23 protein-coding genes and 6 pseudogenes are annotated in these 23,059 nt (G+C 42.7%); 4 read left to right on the top strand and 25 right to left on the bottom strand.

The genetic code is table 11. The features are described from left to right. Positions 1-7: 7 nt before the first annotated feature. The 25 genes and pseudogenes from F7888_RS13710 to F7888_RS13605 form a co-directional block, all read right to left on the bottom strand. Entirely contained in the window at positions 8-511 is a 504-nt protein-coding gene (locus F7888_RS13710) for a hypothetical protein (RefSeq protein WP_019155104.1), read from the bottom strand. A gap of 15 nt (positions 512-526) precedes the next feature. Further along, positions 527-2,464, bottom strand: coding sequence for a siphovirus ReqiPepy6 Gp37-like family protein (locus tag F7888_RS13705; protein ID WP_019155105.1), 1,938 nt, complete (start codon positions 2,462-2,464; stop codon positions 527-529). A 2-nt stretch (positions 2,465-2,466) separates the two neighbouring features. Beyond that, complete coding sequence (locus F7888_RS13700) at positions 2,467-3,318, bottom strand: phage tail family protein (RefSeq protein ID WP_191780290.1); 852 nt, start codon at positions 3,316-3,318, stop codon at positions 2,467-2,469. A gap of 13 nt (positions 3,319-3,331) precedes the next feature. Next, positions 3,332-5,752 (bottom strand): phage tail protein, encoded by a 2,421-nt coding sequence (locus F7888_RS13695; protein ID WP_019155107.1) that lies wholly within the window; start codon positions 5,750-5,752, stop codon positions 3,332-3,334. A 202-nt stretch (positions 5,753-5,954) separates the two neighbouring features. Continuing rightward, positions 5,955-6,341: a hypothetical protein gene (locus F7888_RS13690; RefSeq protein WP_019155108.1), complete on the bottom strand. Its 387-nt coding sequence runs from the start codon at positions 6,339-6,341 to the stop codon at positions 5,955-5,957. Positions 6,342-6,352: 11 nt separating this feature from the next. After that, complete coding sequence (locus tag F7888_RS13685) at positions 6,353-6,943, bottom strand: major tail protein (RefSeq protein ID WP_018664396.1); 591 nt, start codon at positions 6,941-6,943, stop codon at positions 6,353-6,355. Positions 6,944-6,946: 3 nt separating this feature from the next. After that, positions 6,947-7,288, bottom strand: a complete 342-nt coding sequence (locus tag F7888_RS13680; RefSeq protein WP_021623104.1) for a hypothetical protein — start codon at positions 7,286-7,288, stop codon at positions 6,947-6,949. Continuing rightward, the gene (locus F7888_RS13675; protein WP_036175034.1) at positions 7,285-7,716 is read right to left on the bottom strand and encodes an HK97-gp10 family putative phage morphogenesis protein; all 432 of its coding nucleotides are present in this window, start codon (positions 7,714-7,716) and stop codon (positions 7,285-7,287) included. The genes F7888_RS13680 and F7888_RS13675 overlap by 4 nt, the downstream gene beginning before the upstream one ends. 5 nt (positions 7,717-7,721) lie before the next feature. Beyond that, on the bottom strand, positions 7,722-8,057 hold the full coding sequence (locus tag F7888_RS13670) for a phage head closure protein (RefSeq protein WP_191780288.1): 336 nt from the start codon (positions 8,055-8,057) through the stop codon (positions 7,722-7,724). Position 8,058: 1 nt separating this feature from the next. Next, positions 8,059-8,379, bottom strand: a complete 321-nt coding sequence (locus F7888_RS13665) for a head-tail connector protein (protein WP_019155113.1) — start codon at positions 8,377-8,379, stop codon at positions 8,059-8,061. A gap of 26 nt (positions 8,380-8,405) precedes the next feature. Then, on the bottom strand, positions 8,406-8,618 hold the full coding sequence (locus F7888_RS13660) for a head fiber protein (RefSeq protein ID WP_019155114.1): 213 nt from the start codon (positions 8,616-8,618) through the stop codon (positions 8,406-8,408). Between the two features lie 12 nt (positions 8,619-8,630). Further along, on the bottom strand, positions 8,631-9,824 hold the full coding sequence (locus F7888_RS13655; protein WP_036175029.1) for a phage major capsid protein: 1,194 nt from the start codon (positions 9,822-9,824) through the stop codon (positions 8,631-8,633). A gap of 19 nt (positions 9,825-9,843) precedes the next feature. Further along, on the bottom strand, positions 9,844-10,353 hold the full coding sequence (locus tag F7888_RS13650) for a head maturation protease, ClpP-related (RefSeq protein WP_462937541.1): 510 nt from the start codon (positions 10,351-10,353) through the stop codon (positions 9,844-9,846). Beyond that, a complete protein-coding gene (locus F7888_RS23165; RefSeq protein WP_462937540.1) occupies positions 10,331-10,534 on the bottom strand; it encodes an ATP-dependent Clp protease proteolytic subunit in 204 nt (67 codons plus the stop codon). The genes F7888_RS13650 and F7888_RS23165 overlap by 23 nt, the downstream gene beginning before the upstream one ends. Then, on the bottom strand, positions 10,535-11,779 hold the full coding sequence (locus F7888_RS13645) for a phage portal protein (protein ID WP_036175024.1): 1,245 nt from the start codon (positions 11,777-11,779) through the stop codon (positions 10,535-10,537). A 50-nt stretch (positions 11,780-11,829) separates the two neighbouring features. Then, positions 11,830-13,434, bottom strand: a complete 1,605-nt coding sequence (locus F7888_RS13640; RefSeq protein ID WP_036175021.1) for a terminase large subunit — start codon at positions 13,432-13,434, stop codon at positions 11,830-11,832. An 87-nt stretch (positions 13,435-13,521) separates the two neighbouring features. After that, positions 13,522-13,710, bottom strand: coding sequence for a DUF5049 domain-containing protein (locus tag F7888_RS13635; protein WP_018664388.1), 189 nt, complete (start codon positions 13,708-13,710; stop codon positions 13,522-13,524). Continuing rightward, positions 13,703-14,161 carry a gamma-glutamylcyclotransferase family protein gene (locus tag F7888_RS13630; protein ID WP_019155119.1) on the bottom strand — a complete coding sequence of 153 codons (459 nt, stop codon included), beginning with the start codon at positions 14,159-14,161 and terminating at the stop codon, positions 13,703-13,705. Before F7888_RS13630 ends, F7888_RS13635 begins: the two co-directional genes overlap by 8 nt. A gap of 38 nt (positions 14,162-14,199) precedes the next feature. After that, positions 14,200-15,099, bottom strand: a complete 900-nt coding sequence (locus tag F7888_RS13625; protein WP_019155120.1) for an amidoligase family protein — start codon at positions 15,097-15,099, stop codon at positions 14,200-14,202. Positions 15,100-15,234: 135 nt separating this feature from the next. After that, entirely contained in the window at positions 15,235-15,462 is a 228-nt protein-coding gene (locus tag F7888_RS13620) for a DUF4314 domain-containing protein (protein ID WP_019155121.1), read from the bottom strand. Next, the gene (locus F7888_RS13615; RefSeq protein ID WP_019155122.1) at positions 15,462-16,250 is read right to left on the bottom strand and encodes a hypothetical protein; all 789 of its coding nucleotides are present in this window, start codon (positions 16,248-16,250) and stop codon (positions 15,462-15,464) included. The genes F7888_RS13620 and F7888_RS13615 overlap by 1 nt, the downstream gene beginning before the upstream one ends. Positions 16,251-16,351: 101 nt before the next feature. Continuing rightward, on the bottom strand, positions 16,352-17,113 hold the full coding sequence (locus tag F7888_RS22670; protein ID WP_225228794.1) for a DNA cytosine methyltransferase: 762 nt from the start codon (positions 17,111-17,113) through the stop codon (positions 16,352-16,354). Between the two features lie 95 nt (positions 17,114-17,208). Further along, complete coding sequence (locus F7888_RS22970) at positions 17,209-17,754, bottom strand: hypothetical protein (RefSeq protein ID WP_318246294.1); 546 nt, start codon at positions 17,752-17,754, stop codon at positions 17,209-17,211. 105 nt (positions 17,755-17,859) lie between these two features. Further along, positions 17,860-18,264: pseudogene (locus F7888_RS22965) on the bottom strand (DNA cytosine methyltransferase); the annotation flags it as partial. Continuing rightward, positions 18,257-19,021, bottom strand: a pseudogene (locus F7888_RS13605) (DNA modification methylase); the annotation flags it as partial. The pseudogenes F7888_RS22965 and F7888_RS13605, both read right to left, overlap by 8 nt. Before the next feature lie 273 nt (positions 19,022-19,294). On the opposite strand from F7888_RS13605, the pseudogene F7888_RS13600 reads away from it, so the two are divergent. From F7888_RS13600 to F7888_RS13585, 4 pseudogenes are all read left to right on the top strand, one after another. Then, a pseudogene (locus F7888_RS13600) lies at positions 19,295-19,546 on the top strand (transposase); the annotation flags it as partial. A 156-nt stretch (positions 19,547-19,702) separates the two neighbouring features. Beyond that, positions 19,703-21,210: pseudogene (gene istA / locus F7888_RS13595) on the top strand (IS21 family transposase). Next, a pseudogene (gene istB, locus F7888_RS13590) lies at positions 21,210-21,931 on the top strand (IS21-like element helper ATPase IstB). The pseudogenes istA and istB overlap by 1 nt, the downstream one beginning before the upstream one ends. A 64-nt stretch (positions 21,932-21,995) precedes the next feature. Beyond that, positions 21,996-22,859, top strand: a pseudogene (locus tag F7888_RS13585) (IS3 family transposase); the annotation flags it as partial. Positions 22,860-23,059 lie beyond the last annotated feature (200 nt).

Here is a 23,059-nt window from a genome sequence, read left to right as displayed (position 1 = left end):
TCACCTCCTATTCATAAACCGCAGAAACTAGCGAGTTTACCAACCCGCAAAGACTAGTATTCAACCGAGTATCAATAATGTTATTTGCTGAAATCGATGTAGCAGCTGAAGGTACTAGAACATCAGCAATACCTAGTTCATAGACATCGCTTGTTCTTGTCAACTCCGGAGCTATGGGCGATGCCGTTGGAGTACCAGTAACAATGGCGAGCTGAATGCTTCTCGTAATTTGACTTAAACGAACCACAACCCTGTCTATGCGAGGATTGCTCCCATCTGCTGTAGCAAGGGGTTTATTTAAAACATCCGTATTTTCATATCTATAACCATTAATCCATGCACTGCCCGGTGCTATGGTTACTGCTAATCCAATCCCAGGAGATACCAGTAAGTTTGTTGGTGTCGCATAAAACACACCATTCGAGACAAGGCTTCCAAAGTATGCAGCGAAGTCCGTTGCATCATAGACTCTATCCCCATCGGATGAATTGAAAAATCCACTTTTCTCCATTAATCACTCCTCCTTCTATATCGTTTTTGTATACTCTATTACTACATAGCCTGTATACGCGGTTCTATCATTGCCTGGTTCGACTACAATGTCGGTCTTATTTGCGAAGAGACCAATTTGCGATTCAAAGTTGTTATACCGAGCAAGGGGCAGTGGCAAGAAAACACTTCCGTTCGTGACAAAGCCGGATAAACTGACAACAGTACTGAGGTTTGCTATACCATGAGGTACATGTTTTGGTGTTGTATCTGTAAGGGAACCGAGATTTATCTGTTTACGATAAATCGTCTTGCCATCTATCCATAGTCGCCCTGTGTTTTGTTCTGTAGTTGAATAATCGCTAAAGGAAGAAGCCAGTTTAGTAGCAGTAATTGTACGGTCTGCAATTTTTAAACCTGTAACTGCTCCGTTTGCAATTCTTGCAGTAGTTACAGGTTCGTTATTGATATTAAGCCAGTTTGCTTGACCAGAAGGATTATCAAATACGAAAACGGAAATCACATAGAATGTCATGGTATTGCGAGAAATGAAGAAACCCATTGCCCGCTGATAGCCATTTCCCGTATCGTCACCGTTATGTTTTATCAAAAAGACATGCCCATCGTCACTTGGCTGGTCACTAAACTTATTTCCGCTCCATGAAGTGAAATAAAAGGCATCTCCAGGGTTCATATGGTACAACGCATATTGGCCAATCGATATAGTACCTCCACCCACATTAATCTCCAGTGCAGGTAATTTTCCATATAGATTGTTAATAGTAGATGCAACGTTGTCTCCTTGAATCTCTGAATCTACCTCCGTCAAGTCGCCTAAGGTTTCCTCAACTGTTACTAGCGTATCCTCCACGGCTCCTAAAGCCTGTGCAATTTCAGATATGCCAGTTGGAGCGGATATTGCTGTTTTTACCTCACTTAACTCAGAGCGGACTTTTTGGGCGATTGTCAACTCCGCTTTTCCGAACACTACGCTGATGCTCTGTCCATCTGCGTCATAGGTTTCTTCGACTTCGGTGATGCGCGTCGTCATGGATACACCCCAGGCTTTGGAAATGACTTTGACAGTCTGCCCAAGATCGAAGTCTACTTTATATGTTAAATTGCCGTGTGGATTGATAGATGTATCAAATGAATAGCGTATGGCTTGCTCACTCAGCTTACTTTGACCTCGAAAGATTAGTGTATCAATGTATTCTGAACCAAAGTCTTCTGCCCGCAAGTCCTTAGCATCCACGAAAATTTCGTGCCTTGTCTCACCAGAGCCACTTGTAATTGCAACAAAAGTTCTGTCTTCACCTTCTCCTTCGCCAGCAACAAGAGCTGTGTTGGCATAATCTCCAGCACTTATTGTATAAATCTGTTCTGTAAGGTTTTCATATTCCTTAGAAAATACTGCTTGTGATTCCGTTCCTCTATACAACGATACGGTAAAAAGACCCGTCGCAGGAGTGAACACGGTCTTAATGCCAATATCTGAAGCAACACATAGTCCTGTCACAGCCTCCATCAAATTTCGATACGATACCTGTGTGCTGATGGGAGCATTTAAGTTTGGAGCAGAAAAAGATATATTTGATATCTTCCTTGCTGTATCAGAAGGATTGATAAGATTATTATTTATCAGCTGCTCTACACATACAGAAATGTCACCAGAGAGTTTCTCCGTTTGCCATACAATGCGGCGGGAAAGGAAGGAAGTTGCAAAGCGACCACTTGCAGTAATAATTTCATGCTCGGTTTGAGAAAGTTCCAGATGCTCAATGATCCCGGCTTCCTCATCATCATTTTTCCAGATGATATTCCCTTCCTTTAAGAGTTCTGTATTCTCCGGAGTTGCAATCGCTTTTAATTCAAATGAGCCACACTGGGAATAGCGCCTCGTCCAGCGCAAGTACTCGAAAGATTCCACAATTCCCACAAGCTCCCGATTTGTATTAAAGATATATAGTTCCATACTCACACCCCCAGAAACTGTGGACGAAAGTAAATACTAACCTCTAACAGTTCCATATTGACTGAAGCATCGTAGCGCAGTGTGTTAAGACCAGCGGAAAGTTGAAAGAACGCCGAAGTGGTATCTAATAACGAAAAAGCATTTGTAATCGAAGAACCCTCCACTTTTACTACACGCTTTCTGGCGAAATGAGTATATACACGCAGCTCGTCTCCGGCATCCATTGTCGTAAGAAGCCGAATGTATTCACCAGTGTCTATCTTTAAGAGTTCAGGGTTCGACACAGTACCTAAAGCTCGGAACACAATCTCACATCCGCAAGATACATCCCCGATATTTTCCACCGTAATGATTTGGCTAGGCTGACGCATTCCAAACTCCATCCCGCTCATTGGGATTTCTAATTCAAACTCAAATAGCGGTATCCATGATGCCAGTTCCTCTCGCACCTCATTTAATGTCTCGAAGAAAGGGGATGGGCAGAGTAGACTGACAAAGAAGTTTGGTATTCGTTGCCGATTAGAAACACTAAAACCTGCCTCCTCCACCACGCAGGATATCTGTCGGTCACGGTATTGAAGGGTCCCTAGTAGCTTTGGGCTGAATATTTTAAGGAATCGTTGTCTCCTTTTAAAGGCTTCATCGGGAGTATCAGCAACAACCGTACCTTCAATCGTTATGTTTCGCATATCTAACGTGGAGGAAATATAAAAAGCGCCATCCTGATCTGGCGCCTTGAAAGTGTTGACGGTTTGACGCATATTGCCAGTGCCGTCTACCTTCGTAAGAAAGTACGGTCGGCTTTGCTTAAGCGTAATGCTCTCTCCATCTCTATTTGTATATGTTAGTTCCATTGCCGTACCTCCCTTACAATTCCAGTGCCAGTTTACGGGATAGGTTCTTAAACTCCCGTGCTAGTTCTTTTTCTGATAGAGCCTTAGGTGTCACAACTGAAATATTTTGAGTAATACTTGCACCTGTAGCATTCCCTTGCCCAGATACACCTCTGTAATTAAAATCAAAGCTAGTTGGTACTGCATTTTGCATATCCCTTGAAACTGCTGTCATTGCATCCTCAAAACCTACACCGATACCTTCACCCATGTTGTGGCCAATTCCAGCAAATAGAGTTGAAGGGGAGCGGATACCGAAAAAGTCTTTTATCCTCGATACAACATTTCCGAAAAACCCGGATATTTTACCCCATAACCATGCACCTGCGTCTGATATACCCTTCCACAACCCTTTAATCAAATTGCCGCCCACTTGTGCCATTTGACCGATATAGCCAGTAAAGGCCCTAACCAGTCCAGAGATAATCTGCGGTACGGCTTTTACGATCTCCACGATTATCCTTGGCAGATTTGCAATCAGTGCCACAAACAGTTGTACACCCGCTAAGATAATCTTATCGATGTTACCAATAATGGCATTGACCAGCGAGCTAACAATCTTGGGAATAGCACCTACAACAGTAGTTATAATCTGTGGCAATGCCTGTATGAGTGATATTAGAAGCCGGATACCTGCATCAATAATCAAAGGAATCGACCCTATAACAGCACTGATGATACTATCGATAATTTGCGGAATTGCTTCCACAACTGCTGTAATAATGGTAGGCAAAGCTGTGACCAGTGAGGTCAATAATTGAATACCCGCATCAATAATCTGTGGAATAGATGCAATGATAAAATCCACTATTGCTTTGATGATGACCGGTAAGGCAGAAATAAGCTGAGGTATTGCCTCTACCAATCCCTGTGCTAATCCTATAATCAACTGCAAAGCGGCATCCAAAATGAGTGGTAGGTTATCCATCAATCCTTGGACAATCTGCATAACTGCAGAAACTGCCGCAGGGATGAGTTGTGGTAACGCTATGCCGATTCCCTCCACAAGTGCTGTTACTAATTCAATTGCTGCATTTATTAGCAGTGGAAGGTTATCAATTAATGCACCGACAATCGTCATTAGAGCACTTACCGTCGCTGGAATAAGTTCGGGTAAAAGGCTCAAAATTGTTTCCAGTACTTGCGCGAATATATTTGTAACCAATTCAAGAAGCATTGGTAGCAAGTCTGCAACCGCCGCTAATATTGCGCCTGTCGCTGTTGGCAAGGCGGCTACGATATTTTCTAAAACCGGTACAATATTAGTGACAACCGCCTCGAAAGCATCAACAAGATTCTCAGTCAGATTCGTCATATCAGCATTGGCATTACCGAGTCCAGCTGTAAATGAACCAAGTGCGGCCTGTAGTAACCCAATAGAACCGGAGATTGTCTCGGTTGATTCTTTTGCAAAGTTACCTGCATACTGCTCTGTGTTCTCAAAGAACATTTGCATTGCTACTTCGGCTTTTTCCGCTTGTGTTGCAGTATTCCAAGTGAAATCCAGACCCTTTGCGAGAGCATAGGCTTCGATGTTTGTAGCGTTCATCGCAACACCTAAGTTATCCATCATATCAAAGTTACCCTTTGCCGCCCCAGTGACTGCCTCCAATGCCGAGGACATATCAATACCCATAACAGATGCCATGTCTGCCGCACGTTGCATGGCCTTTTCAGTTAGCTCAAGACTCCTCTGTTGCTGTATACCAGAACCTTGGAATAACGCGCCCATTTTGTTGGCAGTTGCTAGGTACTCACTTTGGGAAACACCTAGATTTTTATAGGCTTCCTCACCAGTTTTCTGAATCGATGCAGCATATGCTCCAAAAACCGCCTCCGATCCACCTAGGTTTTGTTCTAATTCTCCGAACTGAGTAACTACCTCTTTACCTAACTTAATAGCCGCGGCACCAGCGGCAACGGCAACCGCACCCATCGCCACACCAATACCCTTGAGTACACCGCCAAGCTTTTCAAACCTGCCACCAGCATCCTCTGCACTTTTACCGGAATCCTCTAACTCTTCACCGAGATTATCCGCTTCAATTGTAGACTCCTCAAGTTCACGTTCCATAAGGTTCAGTTCTGCCTGAGCCCTGTTTAATTGTATCTGCCAGTTTTGGGTACGACGGTCATTTTCACCGAAAGAGGAGGAGGCATTATCAAGGGCAGCCTTAAGGGTAGAAATCTTTTCTTTCTGTGCGTCAATTTCTTTATTTAAAACGGCATTTCGAGCCGTGATCGATTGAATGGATTTATCGTTTTTATCAAATTGACTGGTTACAAGGGCCATTTCACTACCTAGTACCTTAAATGATTGATTGATTTCGGAGAGTGCCTTCTTAAATTCTCGCTCACCCTCGACACCTATTTTTAATCCAAAATTATCCGCCATCCCTTCACCTCCTCCTATATGCCTAGTGGGATAATATCGTCAATGGTCTGACTTTTCTTTGGCTTTTCAATGCCATGCCACTGCTTATGGCAAGCCCATAAATCAAAAAACAGTCCAATTGGCAGAAGCCAGAATTCCTCTGCCTCCATGCCCATCTGGACTGTTCCATAATAAAGAAGCCGGGTAAAGACCTCAGCGTCCGTTACCCGACTTCCACGTTTTTTGGAGTTTCCTCCTCACTTTCCACATTTCTCTTTGTACCTTTGAACATTGCCTCGGTAATTGCAGTTTTATATGCCGCTAAGTCAAGCGGTGAAGTAAGAAGCTCCACTTCTTCCTCTGTAAGCAATTCTTCTGGTGCGTTCTTATTCTTAAGATTACGAATCAAAATGGACTGGTTTGCAAGCAATGTAATTAGCCAAACAATCTCGTCCAGTGCCATCTCGAAGTTTTCTGATTTCATCAGCTTTTCTCCAAGGTTTTCAAGACCACCGTAACGACCCGCAATGGCCTTTGTTGCACGTGTAGTTAAAACCAGTTCATACTCTTTGTCACCTATGTTGATTGAGGCACTTCTATCATTATCCATGATTTCCCCTCCTATGGTTCAGGTGTATATACAGGTTCATAGACCTCTGTGAACCAACCTGTTATGGTGGTCGATGAAACACCAGGATCACCTTCTGTAACTTCCGCTTTCCATGGGTGCTTGCCCAATCCATCCAGCTTATTTCTACGCATAACGGTTCCCTCAATGGTGGGTGTAGAAAAGGTAATGGAATCAGCCTTTGTCTGCAAGTTGGTTGCTGGTAGTCCAAACTTAACGCGATACAACCAAAAATAGCGGTATGTTCCATTAGCCCTTTGCGCACGAAACCCAACTGCAACGGGTGTACCCACGTTTTCACTGGCTGAGATTAATACTCCGTTATCATCTGTAGAAGCACCAGTTAAATCCGCTGCGACTGTCGGACCAATGTCGTCTACACCGAGAGTGAGAGTACCACTGTTAAAATCTTTCACAACCTCAGCCGCTCCGTCGTCAGCATACAGAATTGCTTCCACCAGTTCTACCGAAAGTTCAGCAGTGATGGCTTTTGCCAGCACAGAAGGTTGGGCATAAGTTTCCTCACCGTTAGCGTCCTCGGTTATTTTTGAATAGTACAGTCTATCAAGACCAATCGTTGCCATGTGTTAATCCTCCAATCTATAGTTTTTCGCCACATCGATGGCGTAATGATGATATCCAGTATCATCCTCGTGACCGATATATCTTCGTTCGGTCACAGTAAAATCTGCATTTATTAAAGCCGTTGTGAGCTGTCTTTTCCGCTCTAGGTAGTTATTTTTTGAGAACAGTGATATCCTCGCTTCCTGCACATCAAAGCCTGGACGGTTATCCGCATGGACTTCAAAAATATCCGAAAGAGGGAGAATCACGACATACTCATCTGGTGCCAAACCTGAAAAAACCCCGGTTTCCACGGGGAGCGGTATAGCGGTCACAAGTGTATTCAATTCCTCTAAGATATTCATATCTTCTCGATTTCCTCCTCCAGCTTGGCGACCATTGCATTGATGCAAGGTTTCCTAGATGCATTCCTCGCAGGCTTTAGGAAGGGTTTTGCAGGCTGACCATGTTTGCCATATTCGATAATGCTGGCAAGTTTAGCATTGCTCTCGCCGTCAGATCGTGGCTCGGCAAAGCCGACTTTTACATTGAAGTTTCCGTTTCTATCTTGCTTTGCTCCAGAAAGACCCAGTGAAGATAGCAACTCACCAGTGCTTTTGGATGGATATTTCGTGCCCTTGCCAACCACCTTACTTAGATTTCCTTTGACTTTATCCAGCACCACTTCACCGCCAACTTCCAAAACCTTAGGAAGAATCACATCGGTCTGGTCAGCTAATCGGGATACCTTTAAAAGGAATTCTTCTGGCATCTTTATATTCGCTTTTGCCATATCCATCACCTCACAGTTGGTTCTAGCTTTTCGGCTAAAACCTCGACATACATCCCTCGGTTTCTTACATCCTCAACACTTAAAATTTGATATCTGCCATCATCGCAGACGATAACCATTTCATTGGTCACCTTAAGTCCGAAGATTTTTCTAAACCTGAATAGGGAAGTTGCAGATGAAAATGATGCCATATTCGTCCATCGCTCACTGCCATGCCGATCTTCCTTGTAAGCAAGTACACTTGCGAGTATGTTGTCATCTTTTGTGGCGAAGCCTTCCTCATCCTTTATTGGTACCGTACTGATGATATCTATGAATGTGTTCATCTTCCCAAAGCTCACACTAAACACCCCACTCTCGATCAAGTCGTAAAAGCAAGTTCACTGTATTCCATACTTGTTGTCCCGCCTGTACGCTATCAGCAAAGAAACCTGCCGTCGAGCCATCTCTACTTTCATAGAAATGACTCGACAACATGATCACTGCTTGTTCTGTTGTTGGAGGCATGGCATGGGTTTCATAATAGTCTTCAGGAACGTGCTGATAGCTCTGTGCATATGAGACTGCAGCAGTGATAAATCCAATAAGGAGGGCATCATCTTGGTCATGCGCCAAAATTAAGTTTGCCTTAACTTTAGGCAAAAGATTGTCTGTCACTGCCATACCACCAACCCCCTTTACATTCCACCTTAGTCAGTCTCCATAAGCCCCGCTGCTTTTAGTTTGGCAAGCAGGGCATTGAAGTCCGTAACTAGACCAGCAACATCGGTGGCGGTGCTGTCTGCCTGGTTTACAGCAACAGGAAGCCCCATAACCGAGGCCCCTTCTTTAATTTCTAAAACACCTCCGATGACAGTTTTTTCTCCGCCTTGTTCGGTATAATTCTTCGTGTTATAACTCATAAAGCACCTCCGTTAGGCTTTCTGTTGGAGTACCTTAACGGCCTCCGGTAAGATAAGCTTTCCATCAACTCGCTGAGTCGCAATAAATCCTACTTGACCTGTAACAGCATAGAGTTCATTTAATCGTTTGAATACGCGTCCTTGACGGTCTGCCACCCAGTAATAACTAAAATCACCGAATACCATAGTCTTTGCACCTGCTTCAATAGTAGGTACATATGATGAGGTGTACAGCGGGCGGTTAAGAATCGTATCAGGTGTCCCCGCTTGGACAGAAGGTTGCCATAAGTACTGTCCGTTTCCGTCCTTTAATTTACGGATAGCTTTTATAGTGGCGTCATTCATTACGAATACTGCCTTATTTCGATACGGTGCTTTTAAGCTGTAGAATAAATCTAATACCTCATCCAAAGTGATGGCAGTGGTACTTGCCGCAGTAACCCCAACTTGACCACCACCAGTAGCATTCAGAATTCCTGTTGGCTTTCCTGTACCGTCACCTATGAAGAAGGCTTCCTCCTCCTTGTTACCAATGCGACGGGCGAATTCTCTTGTGATGTAGCTTTCGAGATTAAACACGGAATCATTTAGCAGTTCCTCAGAGACTTTGATCATCGTTGCTAGTTTATAGGCACCAATGGATACTTGACCGAAGCTGTCATCACTCTCTGGTATAGCTCCCTCTTCATCGATCCAACTTGCAGTGCCTTTGCTTGCAACAACAGGAATCTTGCGGTCACCAGAAGATGTCGTGATTACATTGGCCAGTCTACGGAAAATATTTTCTTCCTCCAGAGCTTCTACTAGCGTACGTTCAAACTCATCTGGCACAAGGAATCCGCCTTCAGAATCAGTGCCAATCTTTAGAGCGTTCCTTACTTCATAGCTGACATTGTCACGCATCGCATTCCAGAAAGCTTTTTTGTATTCAGCACTTGCACGACCAGTCTTTACTTCTCCAGTTCTAGTAGGTTCATTCGTAATTGGGTTACTGGTTGCTTTCGACAGTTCCAAATCGATAGATGCTTGGCGTTCCAAACGTTCAATTTCCTTACCAAGAGCCACCACATCGGCTTCCATTTTTTCATAGGTTGTCGTGTCCTCAGCGGATAACAGTCCATCACCGCCACGTTTTGAATCAAGAAATGCCTTTGCTGCGTCCCATGCTTTAGCGCGTTTCTCGCGCAATTCAAGAATTTTACTCATTGTTATTTCCTCCTTTAAATTAGTGCGAAATTAAAGAAAGCCGCTTATCTAGCGACTCAATGGGTGTACCTGTTTTCTGTTTTGGTTGTTTTGGCAGTTTGCTGATAAGCGAGTTAGTAACTGCCATCCTGCTAAAGATAAGACTATCCGTCAAATCCGGTGGTTCACTTTCCATGAACATGATTTTGTCTGCAAAACCAAGTTCAATCGCTTTATTGGCATTCATCCATGACTCTGCATCCATTAGATGGGAGAGTTTTGTTCGAGAAAGACCCGTTTTTAACTCATAGGCATTAATAATGCTTTCCTTGACCTCATCCAATAGAGCCTTTGCCCGCAACATTTCCTCACTGTCACCGATAGCAATCGTTGATGGATTATGAATCATAAGCATGGAAACTGGGGACATATACACATCTCCACCCGCCATTGCAATAACGGAAGCCGCACTTGCCGCAAGCCCATCAATCTTTACAGTGACTTTTCCGGTATACTCCATCAGCATGTTATAAATCTGAAGCTGCTGCAAATACATCCCCGCCAGGGGAATTAATCCACACCGTAATGTCGCCAGTGCTTGCCAGCAGTTCATCTTTGAAAAGTTTAGGTGTGACCTCATCGCCCCACCACGTTTCTTCGGATATTACTCCGTTTAAATAAAGGGTACGTTCTTCATCAGAATCTCGCACCCAGTTCCAAAACTTTCTCATTTACTGACCTCCTTCGGTTTTGGCAAACGCACCTGCGTCAGCCAGTTTTGTCATATTTCCATTAACCAAATATAAATCGCCGCCTTCCTCAGCTGGTATTCTGTTCATGTCCTCCAGTTCACGGATATCGTTGGCTGACATCCAGCCATTTTGACGACCTGTAGCGTAGCCATTCATACGACTTTGGTAATCACCACGAAGCAGACCGTCCAAATTGAACTTGATAAACAGTGAAGCTTTCTCAGAAGGCAAAATAAGCGATTGCTGGAGACTTTGTTCCCATCGCACCACCCACGGATCGAGGGTGTATTTTACAAACTCCAAAGACTGCTGTTCAATATTGGAAAAACTAGACTTCTCAAGATCACCCACCATATGAGGCGGTACTCGGAAAATCCTCGCAATCTCATTAATTTGGAATTTCCGTGTTTCAAGAAATTGCGCCTGTTCCGGCGGGATACCAATGGCTTGAAACTTCATGCCTTCTTCCAACACAGCAATTTTGTGAGCATTTCCTGTGCCTTGGTAGGCGCTATTCCAACTATCCTTGACCCTCTGTATATCTTTGATTACTCCTGGGTGTTCCAGCACACCTCCCGGATTAGCACCATTGGCAAAGAATGCCGCACCGTATTCTTCAGTAGCAAGTGACATACCGATTGCATTTTTTGCCATAGCGATTGGGCTATAACCAATGAGTCCATCAAAACCTAAGCCGGGTATGTGTAGAACTTCATCTTTACGGAGTGTGACATAGCCGCCCTTTGGATTCAGGCCACTTTCGTCTGTATCCCGGTAGTAGGTATAAACCAGTTCACCATTTGATGCTCGACTTACTTCCATCTTGTTAGGAAGTAGAGGATAGAGCGCAATTGCCTGGCCACGACCATTTCGAACTATCTGTGCATAAGCATTACCCCAAAGTAAAAGATGACTCATCAGTGTTTCTCGAAACACGAACGAAGTCATCTCTGGATTTGGTTCATCATGAAGAAGGTAATACAGCGGGTGGAAAGGAATCTTTTCTTTACCTCCATCAGAACGATATCTATATACATGTAGTGGCAGTCCTGCAATCGCTTCAGCCAGTATCCTTACGCAGGCATACACCGCTGTTGCCTGCATTGCAGTACGTTCATTAACCGTTTTGCCAGATGACGTACCGCCAAACAGGAAGGAAAATGCACTACCCACACGGTTTTGCGGTTTGTCTCTTGACCGAAACAGTCCTTTTATTAGATTCATAGGCGTCACCTCCAAATTGAAAGAATTACACCACAAACAATCATTGAAATTTATAGAATTATTAAACCTCTCTCGTCATACACCGAGTCTCCACTATTACCTGGTCCACAGCGGATGGCGCGGTCGAGTGCCATAATAGTTGCCACTGCTCCATCTATTTTTTCTGTACTTTTTTCCTTGTCCGGTTTTATATTTCCAGCCGGATCTGTTTTTATATAGATGTTATCCATCATCCACCGTAGTACTGGATGCCCGCCGTGTGCTATTCTTTCTTCTAATGTAAATTTCATAAGTTCCTTTGTAGGTGGTGACATATCTTTAAAACCTTGACCGAAAGGAACTACAGTAAAGCCTAACCCTTCAAGATTTTGCACCATCTGAACAGCGCCCCAGCGGTCAAAAGCAATCTCTCGAATGTTGTACTTTTCCCCCAGTTCTTCAATGAATTTTTCAATGTATCCATAATGGACTACATTTCCCTCGGTGGTTAAAATATAGCCTTGCTTCTCCCAAAGGTCGTATTGCACGTGGTCTCGTCGAACTCGGAGGTCAATATTATCCTCCGGCATCCAAAAATACGGGAGAACGGTATATTTATCTGTTTCATCTTCCGGTGGGAACACCAGCACGAAGGCTGTAATGTCAGTGGTAGAGGATAAATCAAGTCCTCCATAGCATACTCTACCTTCAAGGCTCTCTGGTTTTACTGGAAACGCACAGGCATCCCACTTTGCCATTGGCATCCAACGGACAGATTGCTTAACCCACTGGTTCAGACGCAGCTGTCGAAAGCTATTTTCCTCAGCAGGGTTCTGCTTTGCACTTTCACAAGCGGCTCTAACTTTATCGATACTTACTGTAATTCCTAAGCTTGGATTTGCTTTCTTCCATACTTTAGGATCAGTCCAATCATCCTCTTCTTTGGCACCGTAGATTACGGGATAAAAAGTAGGATCGTATTTTCTGCCCTCAATAATATCAACCGCTTTTTGGTGTGTTTCATAGCAGATACTCTGGGTATCCGTCCCTGCAGTGGTGATAAGAAAATATAGCGGTTGGGTTCTCGCATCACCAGACCCTTTTGTCATAACATCAAATAGTTTCCTATTTGGCTGAGTATGAAGTTCATCAAAAACAACACCATGTATATTGAAGCCGTGTTTTGAATAGGCTTCAGCCGACAATACCTGATAAAAGCTGTTGGTCGGCAGGTACACCAGTCGTTTAGTTGAAGCCAGCAACTTCACTCGTTTATTCAGCGCTGGACACATCCGCACCATATCGGCTGCTACTTCAAATACAATTGATGCCTGCTGGCGATCTGCGGCACAACCGTATACCTCTGCTCGTTCTTCACCATCTCCACAAGTGAGGAGAAGTGCGATTGCTGCTGCAAGCTCGCTTTTTCCCATCTTTTTAGGTATTTCTATATAAGCCGTGTTAAACTGCCGGTATCCATTAGGTTTTAAGATACCGAATAAATCACGGACAATTTGCTCCTGCCAATCGATAAGTTCAAAAGGCTTGCCTGCCCATGAACCTTTCGTATGGGAGAGTGCTTCGATAAAAGCCACAGCGTAATCAGCAGCGTCCTTATCGTAATATGACCCTTCAGCTATAAAGGCGGTCGGCTTATATTTCTTCAGTTTCCGCATAAACACCGCCCCTTTTATGGAAAAGGACATAAGAAAAGAGCCTCAATCTATAGATGAAGCCCTTTTCTCTATCCTATTTAGATTTAGTTATTTCTTTTTATCCACTTCACCCGTCAGTATGAAATGGGCATATTCTGCTTTATGGTCTATTAAATAGACTACCAATTCATAAAACCCTCGTTCATTTGCCTCATACTGTACTCGGTCCACATCAAACATATTTGTGACTCCGCTTTCTCGGATGGAAAGGATTTGTTGCTTAATTATCTCATTCATTGGCTACCTCCTCCGATTCTACTGAATCGGTTGTCGCTTTGCGCAGGATTTCCACATCGAAGCCTGCACTCTTATAGCCTTCTAAAATTGTACTGTAATAATAACAACTCGGCTGTCCAAGCGGTCTACCATCATTCATGATGTAGACCATCGCCTTGACGGTTTTGCCTCCCAACTTCACTTTTATTGTTTCCTTTCGATAAAGGAACGGCCATCCCTCGTAACGGTCAAGTGCCGCTTCATCGGTCGGTGTAATCTCCCAAACTAAAACTGGTACGTTGCCACCCTCAAAAGGCTCGATTGTCGCCACAGCGCCCGCGTGTGCCCCTCTAAATAATAGGCGGTGGTCATTGATTTGACTTGCTCCTACCACCTTCGCTGTGGGGCATCTGTCGGCCATTTGCTTTAGATTAAGGTTGGAGCCATAGGCAAGGTATAATTTATTCTTCATTGTAATCCTCCTTCTTAGCTTTGTAGGTTAGGGGCAGCTCAGGCCGCCCGAAACCGCCATGCAGCTGAACCCGAAAGTGCTGCTGTCAAATGTTCTCTGCAGTTTGCAAATTCATCTCCAATGAAACCAATCCGGTTTAGATAGGTTCTCATGGCAAATTTCTCGTTTTCCACCTGCGGTTTCTTTGCTGATGCACACTTTTGTGTTAAGGCTTGGTGGTTGATGGCAAGTGCTAGAACAATGTAGCTTCTTATCTTTCCTGCATGAAGTTCGCTATTGAACCCTCTAAGTTCAACTGTATGGTTTCCGGTAAAAAAGCTGTGAAGGTTGAGGAAATGGTAGCGGCTGTTGTGATAATGAGTGCTTCTACTCTCGCTGTAGCCCTCGTACCAAATGTCCTCAATTTGTCTCATGGTTCTAGGCTTTTTACGGTTTATCTTCTCAACCAAAATGCTGTCCATCTTTTTGCAGTAATTCATTCTCTGCGGTGCAATCTGAAGTGCTTTATAAAATAAGTCATTTTTACTTGCAATGATATTTACAAAGTTTCGAATGCTTCGTGGGGTATGTTCAGCACCGTCTAGATGAATGTGAATTCCGCAAGATGTATTTGTAAAGGCTCCAGCTTTGCGAAGCTTTCTTACTAGCTCTTGCAAAGTTTCAATGTCCTCCCGATAGGTTAGTATTGGGCTAACCAGCTCAACACTATAATCTCTACCTGCAGCTACTTTTCTTCTACCTTCTTTTCTTTGGCAGTTGATGCTCCCATCGTACATAAACTTCCACACTCGACCATCTGAAGTTTTTACCTTCTTGGTGTCGTAGTAAGTCCCGCCTTCACTGTAAATGCCTTGCAAAAACTCTGCAGCGACTCTAGCCGCCCTTTCCCTTGTAATCCCTGTAAATTCAATCTCAATCCCGAATTTTGCACTTAACATCGTGTATCGCTCCTTTTAAAGTGTGTTTGTCCTTTCGGCATGTACATATATCACTCTAAAAGGCTTATATAGCAAGACAATTCTGCAATATAAATCTACATATTTACTGCCATATTGGGGTTAAAATGTGTGTTTTTATTCTTCGATTTTCTTGCATAAATCCTCTCCAAAAACCACTCCAAGGGAACTGCCTGAATCCCAACTGACGTGGATAGTTCCCATATCATCAACACTAGTAACCGTACCTTTATCTCCTGGCTGAAGCTTGGTATAAGGGTCATTCATCTTAAGTAGCATGACACGAGTTCCTGGAGTGTAATAACTTCTAAGTTGCTTTAGCATTTCTGGATGAATGATATTCATTATTCACTCACCTCCTCATGCTTGGCACTTCCGCTTTTGAAGGCAGAGCTACCGGACAGTTTGGAGAGGAGAATTTTTCGTTCTGTTTTGTATTCTGGCCCAATAAAGCCAAGTCTTAGAAGGAAACAACGGAAAGCGTACTTTTCATTCTCCACTGATTTCTCGGTCGAGTTGACGCGGGTCTGCTTCTTTGCCATTTCACAAAGTGCTGTTACAAAGTGGGTATAAGCCTTAACCTCCTCTGCGGAGCACTCACTCTGGAACCAAGGGAAGGTTATAAATTCCTCATTTATGATAATGGGAATAGAGTCAGTATCAAGTGCTTTCTTTATAAGGGTTTCTTTACTTTCTACCAATCCTTTTAGGTTACCAAGTGCAGTTTCGCTAAAACCCGCCCTCGGCATTTGAATAATCAAACTAATAGCTTCTTCGGTTTCATTTGATTCGCTGTATACGGGAGGTTCTTCGTAATCACTATTTGGATTTACCCTACCCCCAAGAGCCGCTTCATTGGGAACTTGAATATTTTCAAGAACAGGCTCTGCTGCTGGAAGTGGTGTGTCATATTCTTCTGTAACCGCCTTAAAGTCATGAAGGCCTAATAGATCATTAACCAGTTTAGAATTATCTGGTCCTCTGACCACCCCGTTTTTGTCAATGTTGTAATCTGCCACCTCATATGCAAATGTAGGCGCTCCAAGATATCTTGCAGGAGCATTCAGTTTTTGGCTGATTGCGTTGACTAGCTCTTTTCTTTTTTCTCCTGTGACATTATAGTTTATCTGCATTTTTTATACCGCCTTTCTATTTTCGGTACATACATATATCTCTCTAAAGGCTGTTAATATCAAGTCATTTAGAGCATCTTTCTGTAGAAAAGACTCTTCCATTAATCGGCGGTATTTTCAGCAGATAACACAATGCCAGTCAGCACATAACAGACGCATGGAAGTGCTACACCATTACCCCACATTTTATACTCAGCTGAATCAGAATGAGGGTTATTAAGCCATTTTATAATCTGCTTTCTTGTTTTTGGCTTGCTGCTCTTACCCATGATTTTGCGGTGAGTTTCCCAAACCTCCGTCCAGAATAAAATTTCATCCTCTGTAGGGTTTTCCGTACCGAGGTCATCACACCAATCATCAGGAAAACCTTGCAATCTTGCACATTCCGTTGGTGTAAGCCTTCGAACGATATATTCTGGCTCATCGTTTTTCTTGACTGTAACAAGCATATCGTTTGATGCATCCTGACCGTTAAAACCACTTGGATGTGCGCCTGCAGAAATCGTACCACTGACATTCTGATAAGGTTGTGCCACAGCCGATGGACCTTGAGCATTTAATGTTGATGCAACACTGTCTTCTGTTATCCCTAAATTTCTAGCAAAATTCTGTCCGCAGTTAAAGGTTTCACGATCAATTGCATACACAACACCATGTCTATCCACTGTATTAAGAGTGAAACTCATATTGTCATTTATACCATCGCCTTGAGGACCGTTTTTATCCTGTCTTCCAATCATCGAGCCTTGAAGAGCAACTACTGCAATACCACCTTGATTACATCCCGGATTTCCACCATTAGCATCGATGGTTCGGGAAGTATCCGCTTCATATATACCGCTATGAGGATTGCTTGACTGCATAGAGTTGCTCTTATCAGAACAGATGCCAAATGCAGTAGGCACAAAAACGGTCTGGTCATTGTTGCATCCAAGGGTCGCAGACTTATCATCTTGAATTAACGCACCTTTACCGCCACCTTCACACCATTTAATGATACAGCCGCTGGTACGACTCCTGCCCTTAACGTTGGTGAAATTTCCTCCTCATATCCAATACTACGACTATCCGATGAATGTTCTGTGCAGAATCCAGCAGTTGTTACAAAAGGTTGATTATTACCACCCTTCCCATATGTAGCGGATACAGTTGGTGCTACATCAACGGGGCCTTTGTATCGTGTATCTTGACTGTGGTTTTCAAACATTACACAGGGTGGATGATTTGCTTTTGCTCTAAGTGTTGCTGTCTTACCATCAAGCACATCGATGCGTTGTCCACCTTGATCGTTTAAGCATACAGTGCCTGTCTTTCCAGTGCAGTTTTTAGCATTTCCGGCAGTTCTTTGCCACGGGCTGCCGCTCGGCGCAAAATTCCTTGGCATGCCTTCGGACTCAAATAGTATTTCTGCGGCACATCTGCCTGCAAAATCTGCGACAAGGTAGATTCTACGACGACGTTGGGGTACTCCGAAATATTGCGCATCGATAGTTCGGTAAGCCACACTCCATCCGTCTCCCATATAGATGTCAGCGTATGGCCATCGTCCTTTTTCAGGTAAAGGCACCGAGGTGTTCGGCTCTTTGACACCGATGACCGCTTCGAGGACTGCCCTAAAGTCCTCTCCTTTATTTGACGAGAATGCGCCGGGTACATTTTCCCAGACTGCATACCTTGGATATTGTCCATTGGTCTTACACCTCATTTCCTTGATAATTCTTATTGCTTCATAAAAAAGGACGGATTGTTCTCCGTCCAGACCAGCTCTTTTACCCGCCACACTCATATCTGTGCAGGGAGAGCCAAATGTTATGATATCTACAGGTGGAAGCTCCGCACCATTTAATTTGTTTATATCCCCATAATGCTTCATCTGAGGGATGCGTTTGGTCGTAACTCTTATAGGAAACGGCTCAATTTCAGATGCCCATAAAGGCTCAATGCCACAGAGCAGACCGCCTAGAGGAAAACCTCCGCTCCCATCAAAAAGGGAGCCGAGTGTCAATTTACTCATCTGCATTCACCTCCGGCAGGTCACAATATCTTATTTTCGAACCATCTCTTAAAAGAAACACACCGTCTGAGTTTCCAACTTGCTCAATATACCTTTTCACAATAACATCACAGTACTTTTCATCCAGTTCAATGGTGTAACAGATTCTATCTGTCTGCTCACAAGCAATCAGTGTACTTCCTGAACCACCAAAAGGATCAAGCACGATACAATTAGAAAGGCTTGAGTTCAAAATAGGGTAGGCCACAAGTGCAACTGGTTTCATCGTAGGATGATCACTGTTTTTCTTCGGTTTCTCAAATTCCCAGATGGTGGTCTGCTTTCTATCGGAATACCAGTTATGCTTGCCTTTCTTTTTCCACCCAAAGAGAATAGGTTCATGCTGCCACTGATAAGGAGAGCGACCGAGAACAAGGGACTGCTTTTTCCAAATACAAGTACCGGAAAGATAAAATCCTGCATCGGAGAATGCTCTTCTAAAATTGAGTCCTTCGGTATCCGCATGGAATACATAAATAGAAGCGTCCTTCGCCATTACTGCTTCGGTGTTCTGAAATGCTGCAAGCAGGAAATCGTAGAACGCTTCGTTAGCCATATTGTCATTTTTGATTTTTCCAGCAGTGCCTTCATAGTTAACATTATATGGAGGGTCCGTAACTACCAAATTAGCAGTTTTCCCATCCATCAAGACATTAAAGGTGTCTTTCTTTGTACTGTCTCCGCAGACTAATCGATGCTGCCCAAGTAGCCAAACATCTGAATCGGCTACACTTAACTGGACAAAAAAATTAAGGTCAAGTAGACTAACTACCTAATCTGGGTATACTGCTAACAAACGTAAGAGATCCCATACCAGCAACTTTACTAGGAGAGGCGGGTATGCTAGTCTGTTTGGCAAGCCAGATGTTTTCATCATCTGGTTTCCTGGCTGGGAAAGCATGCCCGTAGAGGTTCCTTGTCAAGTTGCGGTGTTTACCCTCTAAATTTGGAAGTCTACTTCATCTCATTCAGTTAATGGAGGTACGCCGATATGACGAGAACTAGAAGAACATTTACTCCCGAATTTAAAGCTCAAATGGTCAAACTATATGAAAGTGGTAAGCCTAGAAAAGACATTATAAGTGAATACAATTTAACGCCTTCGGCATTAGACAAATGGGTGAAACAGAGCCAAACATCTGGTTCATTTAAAGAGAAGGATAACCGAACACCTGAAGAAGAAGAGTTGATCAAACTCCGTAAAGAAAATCAGCGTTTACTGATGGAGAATGATATTTTAAAGCAAGCTGCGCTGATTGTTTATGGCAAACTAAAAATGTACAGTTTGGCAATTAATTTATGTAGCCCTTTTCGGGCATAAAAAAACCACTTGCCAACATTCCTACATTCAAATAAACTTCCTGTTATTGGGCAAAAATGACAGGAGGCGATGAAGGAGATGTTAGCAGTGGCAGAAATTAATTATATCAGACATGAACAAATAAAAAAGGGCGTTCGTATAGCTCTATTGCCAAACAAATGAGTCGAGACCGTAGAACGGTTCGGAAATATGCAGAGGTGGAGGATTTTAGTCCTTCAGAAGTACCAAAGCAAAAACGAAAAGCAAAAGTCATGGATCCTGTGAAACCGATTCTAGATCAATGGCTTCAAGAAGACTTGAAGAAGAAAAAGAAGTTTCAACGAACTGCTCAACGGATGTATACGCAACTTGTCGAAGAATATGGGTTTGAAGGTTCCGCACGATCCGTTCGGCATTATGTATCCCAACGTAAAAAACAGCTTTCCGAAGAAACAGAAACAGCTGCATTGCCATTAGAGTCGAAGCCAGGAACAGCTCAAGTGGACTTTAGGGAGGCACCATTTAAATATCGTGGAGAAGTAGTGACATGGCCATATTTGGTTTTATCGTTTCCCTATAGTAATACCTTTTACGTTCAGGTGTTTCCATCTGAAAATCGGGATTGCTTTTTAGAAGGGTTGAAACGAATCTTTCATCACATAGGTGGAGTACCTAGAGTAATTCGTTTTGATAATTTATCACCTGCGGTGAAAAAAGTATTACCTAATGGGGAGCGAGAGCTAACGGAGGAGTTTCAGCGTTTTGTTTGCCATTATGGTTTTGAATATGAATTTTGTAATCCGGCTAGTGGAAACGAAAAAGGACATGTGGAATCGATGGTGAAATATGTTCGAAACAACTTCTTTCTTCCGGAGCTTGTGGTGCATGACATAGAACAACTGAATGAAACGCTATGGGGAAAGGCAGAAAAGGAACGAAACCGTCTTCATTATCAAAAAGGTATTGTACTTGCCGAACTGTATTTGGCAGATAAAGAGCAGTTTTTACAGTTACCAGCGAAAGAGTATGAGTGTGTGCGGTATGAACAAGTAAAAGCTGATAAGTATGGCTATATTCGAGTGGAAAATAAACTCTATTCGACGTCTCCGCGTTTTGCCAAATCCACAGTTTTGGCAAAAATCTCGTACAACCGAATCGAGATCCTAACAGAAGATTATGACACGATTGTTTGCCATCCACGTCTTTACGGTAATAAACAAAAATCGATGATATGGCAACCGTATCTAACGTTGATGTCGAAAAGACCGACAGCGATGAAATACACAAGTTTTTACGATCAGTTACCTCCATTGTGGCAACAATACTTTACACAATGTACGCTGTCAGAAAAACAACAAGCATTACAGCTCTTATCGGTGATTCTAAAAGACTACGATTTTGAGTTACCTACGCAAGCTTTACAGCTTGCCTCTGAAAACGGGCATCCATCTGTAGAGTCGATTAAACAAGTGTTTTATCAACTCATTAACGGACGAGGACAGCGCCCTATCATTCAACCGAAAGGTTCGTTACCTGTCATACCGAATGCGACAAGAGGGTTAGAGCATTATGATCAGCTTTTCCCTTCTAGAGGAGGGAAGCAGTGATGGATCAAAAGATTCGAGAATATGCAAAACGGTTGAAATTAAGCTGGATTCGTCAGCATTATCATGAAATCGAAGCAATGAGCCATGAGGAGTATCTTCTCCAACTCTTTGAACAAGAAGTGAAACAACGGGAAAAACGAAAGGTTACCAATTACTCTCTCAGGCAACGTTGCCTAAAATAGCAGGAAAGCCATTTGAATGGACCCACATTCAAATGGCTCAAGGCATCACAGCAGAATATCTGTTAAACGGGCACTTTATTGAAAATGGAGAAAATCTAATCTTTTATGGAGGTGTGGGTACCGGAAAGACCTACTTATCCACGTTAATTGGTTTAAACGCGATTCAAAAATTAGAGAAGCGCATCAAATTTTATACGGTAACTGGTCTAGTGAATAGCTTACTAGATGCGCACGAAAAAGGCTCGTTGAGCCGGGTCTTTAAGCAGATAGAGAAACTCGATCTTCTGATTCTTGATGAAATAGGGTACATCCCTCTACATAAACAGGGGGCAGAACTTCTTTTTCAAGTCATCTCAATGTGTTATGAAAGAAAGAGCATGATTGTGACGACGAATTTACAATTTGGTCAGTGGAATCACGTATTTGGGGATCCGATCTTAACGGAAGCTGTGATCGATCGGCTGATTCACCATTCTCATTTAATTGTATTTAATGGAGAAAGCTACCGGTATAAAGAATCATTATTACACAATAAGTAAATATAGGGATTGGCAAGTGGTACATTTTTAATTGCCATTTGATACATTTCCTACTTGCCAAAAACAAGCTGATACTAGGACGAAAGTAAATGTGATTAAAAATAATCGTCACAAATACTCGATATCAGCAATGTGCGACGTCCTACAACTCCCAAGAAGTACCTATTATTATGAAGCAAAAGAGCAATCTAAATCAGATGATGAACTTACTGTTACCATCATCGATATTTTTCATAAAAGCCGCCAGAACTATGGCACTCGTAAGATAAAACATGAGTTGGAAAAACTCGGTAAAATTGCATCCAGAAGACGTATTGGCCGAATCATGAAAGAAAATGGGCTAGTATCAAACTATACAGTTGGCCAGTTTAAGCCACATGTGGATAAATGTAATGAATCTAAAGTTGAAAATGTGTTGAATAGGGAATTTGATCAACAAAAGGAATTAACGGTTGTAGTCAGTGATTTAACATACGTAAGGGTCCAAAAAAATTGGCATTACATATGTCTATTTGTTGATCTTTACAATAGAGAAATTGTTGGACATAGTGCCGGTCCTAATAAAGATGCTGGACTAGTCTACCAAGCCTTATCAACGATTAAAGCTGATTTAAGACAAATTCAACTATTTCACACAGACCGAGGAAACGAGTTTAAAAACAAGACAATCGATGAAGCTTTAGATACATTCGAGATTAAACGGTCGTTAAGCATGAAAGGTTGCCCATATGATAACGCAGTAGCCGAAGCCACATTTAAAATTATTAAGACAGAATTTGTAAAAGGTAAATATTTTGAAAGTTTAGAACAGTTAAAGTTGGAATTAGAAGATTATGTTCATTGGTTTAATCATATAAGAATTCACGGATCACTGGGGTATTTAAGCCCAATTGAATACAAAATAGAACACCTTAAAAAAATTGTCTAGTCTAGTGTTGACATACCACTTGTCTTATTACATAACACTAATTCGTCTGAGAAGCATATAGTTTTTCGATAAAAAAGTGATTTCTTAAACTGTTTTATATCCACTCTAATTTCAAATAACTAGGAACCAATTATTTCATAACTCATATATTATAAAGAACGTCCTAGTCATTTGATAAAGGCAAAAATGGATTGGAGGAT

The organism is Litchfieldia stipae, from assembly GCF_014837155.1.
Taxonomy (GTDB): domain Bacteria; phylum Bacillota; class Bacilli; order Bacillales; family Bacillaceae_L; genus Litchfieldia.
Note: the sequence above shows the minus strand (reverse complement) of the source record. Positions and strands in the feature narration are given on the sequence as shown.

What these genes read in the sequence shown, in the direction of transcription:
- F7888_RS13710 (WP_019155104.1), bottom strand. Translation starts at nt 511, where the DNA reads ATGGAGAAAAGTGGATTTTTCAATTCATCCGATGGGGATAGAGTCTAT.
- F7888_RS13705 (WP_019155105.1), bottom strand. Translation starts at nt 2,464, where the DNA reads ATGGAACTATATATCTTTAATACAAATCGGGAGCTTGTGGGAATTGTG.
- F7888_RS13700 (WP_191780290.1), bottom strand. Translation starts at nt 3,318, where the DNA reads ATGGAACTAACATATACAAATAGAGATGGAGAGAGCATTACGCTTAAG.
- F7888_RS13695 (WP_019155107.1), bottom strand. Translation starts at nt 5,752, where the DNA reads ATGGCGGATAATTTTGGATTAAAAATAGGTGTCGAGGGTGAGCGAGAA.
- F7888_RS13690 (WP_019155108.1), bottom strand. Translation starts at nt 6,341, where the DNA reads ATGGATAATGATAGAAGTGCCTCAATCAACATAGGTGACAAAGAGTAT.
- F7888_RS13685 (WP_018664396.1), bottom strand. Translation starts at nt 6,943, where the DNA reads ATGGCAACGATTGGTCTTGATAGACTGTACTATTCAAAAATAACCGAG.
- F7888_RS13680 (WP_021623104.1), bottom strand. Translation starts at nt 7,288, where the DNA reads ATGAATATCTTAGAGGAATTGAATACACTTGTGACCGCTATACCGCTC.
- F7888_RS13675 (WP_036175034.1), bottom strand. Translation starts at nt 7,716, where the DNA reads ATGGCAAAAGCGAATATAAAGATGCCAGAAGAATTCCTTTTAAAGGTA.
- F7888_RS13665 (WP_019155113.1), bottom strand. Translation starts at nt 8,379, where the DNA reads ATGGCAGTGACAGACAATCTTTTGCCTAAAGTTAAGGCAAACTTAATT.
- F7888_RS13660 (WP_019155114.1), bottom strand. Translation starts at nt 8,618, where the DNA reads ATGAGTTATAACACGAAGAATTATACCGAACAAGGCGGAGAAAAAACT.
- F7888_RS13655 (WP_036175029.1), bottom strand. Translation starts at nt 9,824, where the DNA reads ATGAGTAAAATTCTTGAATTGCGCGAGAAACGCGCTAAAGCATGGGAC.
- F7888_RS23165 (WP_462937540.1), bottom strand. Translation starts at nt 10,534, where the DNA reads ATGAGAAAGTTTTGGAACTGGGTGCGAGATTCTGATGAAGAACGTACC.
- F7888_RS13645 (WP_036175024.1), bottom strand. Translation starts at nt 11,779, where the DNA reads ATGAATCTAATAAAAGGACTGTTTCGGTCAAGAGACAAACCGCAAAAC.
- F7888_RS13640 (WP_036175021.1), bottom strand. Translation starts at nt 13,434, where the DNA reads ATGCGGAAACTGAAGAAATATAAGCCGACCGCCTTTATAGCTGAAGGG.
- F7888_RS13635 (WP_018664388.1), bottom strand. Translation starts at nt 13,710, where the DNA reads ATGAATGAGATAATTAAGCAACAAATCCTTTCCATCCGAGAAAGCGGA.
- F7888_RS13630 (WP_019155119.1), bottom strand. Translation starts at nt 14,161, where the DNA reads ATGAAGAATAAATTATACCTTGCCTATGGCTCCAACCTTAATCTAAAG.
- F7888_RS13625 (WP_019155120.1), bottom strand. Translation starts at nt 15,099, where the DNA reads ATGTTAAGTGCAAAATTCGGGATTGAGATTGAATTTACAGGGATTACA.
- F7888_RS13620 (WP_019155121.1), bottom strand. Translation starts at nt 15,462, where the DNA reads ATGAATATCATTCATCCAGAAATGCTAAAGCAACTTAGAAGTTATTAC.
- F7888_RS13615 (WP_019155122.1), bottom strand. Translation starts at nt 16,250, where the DNA reads ATGCAGATAAACTATAATGTCACAGGAGAAAAAAGAAAAGAGCTAGTC.
- F7888_RS22670 (WP_225228794.1), bottom strand. Translation starts at nt 17,113, where the DNA reads ATGCAGTCAAGCAATCCTCATAGCGGTATATATGAAGCGGATACTTCC.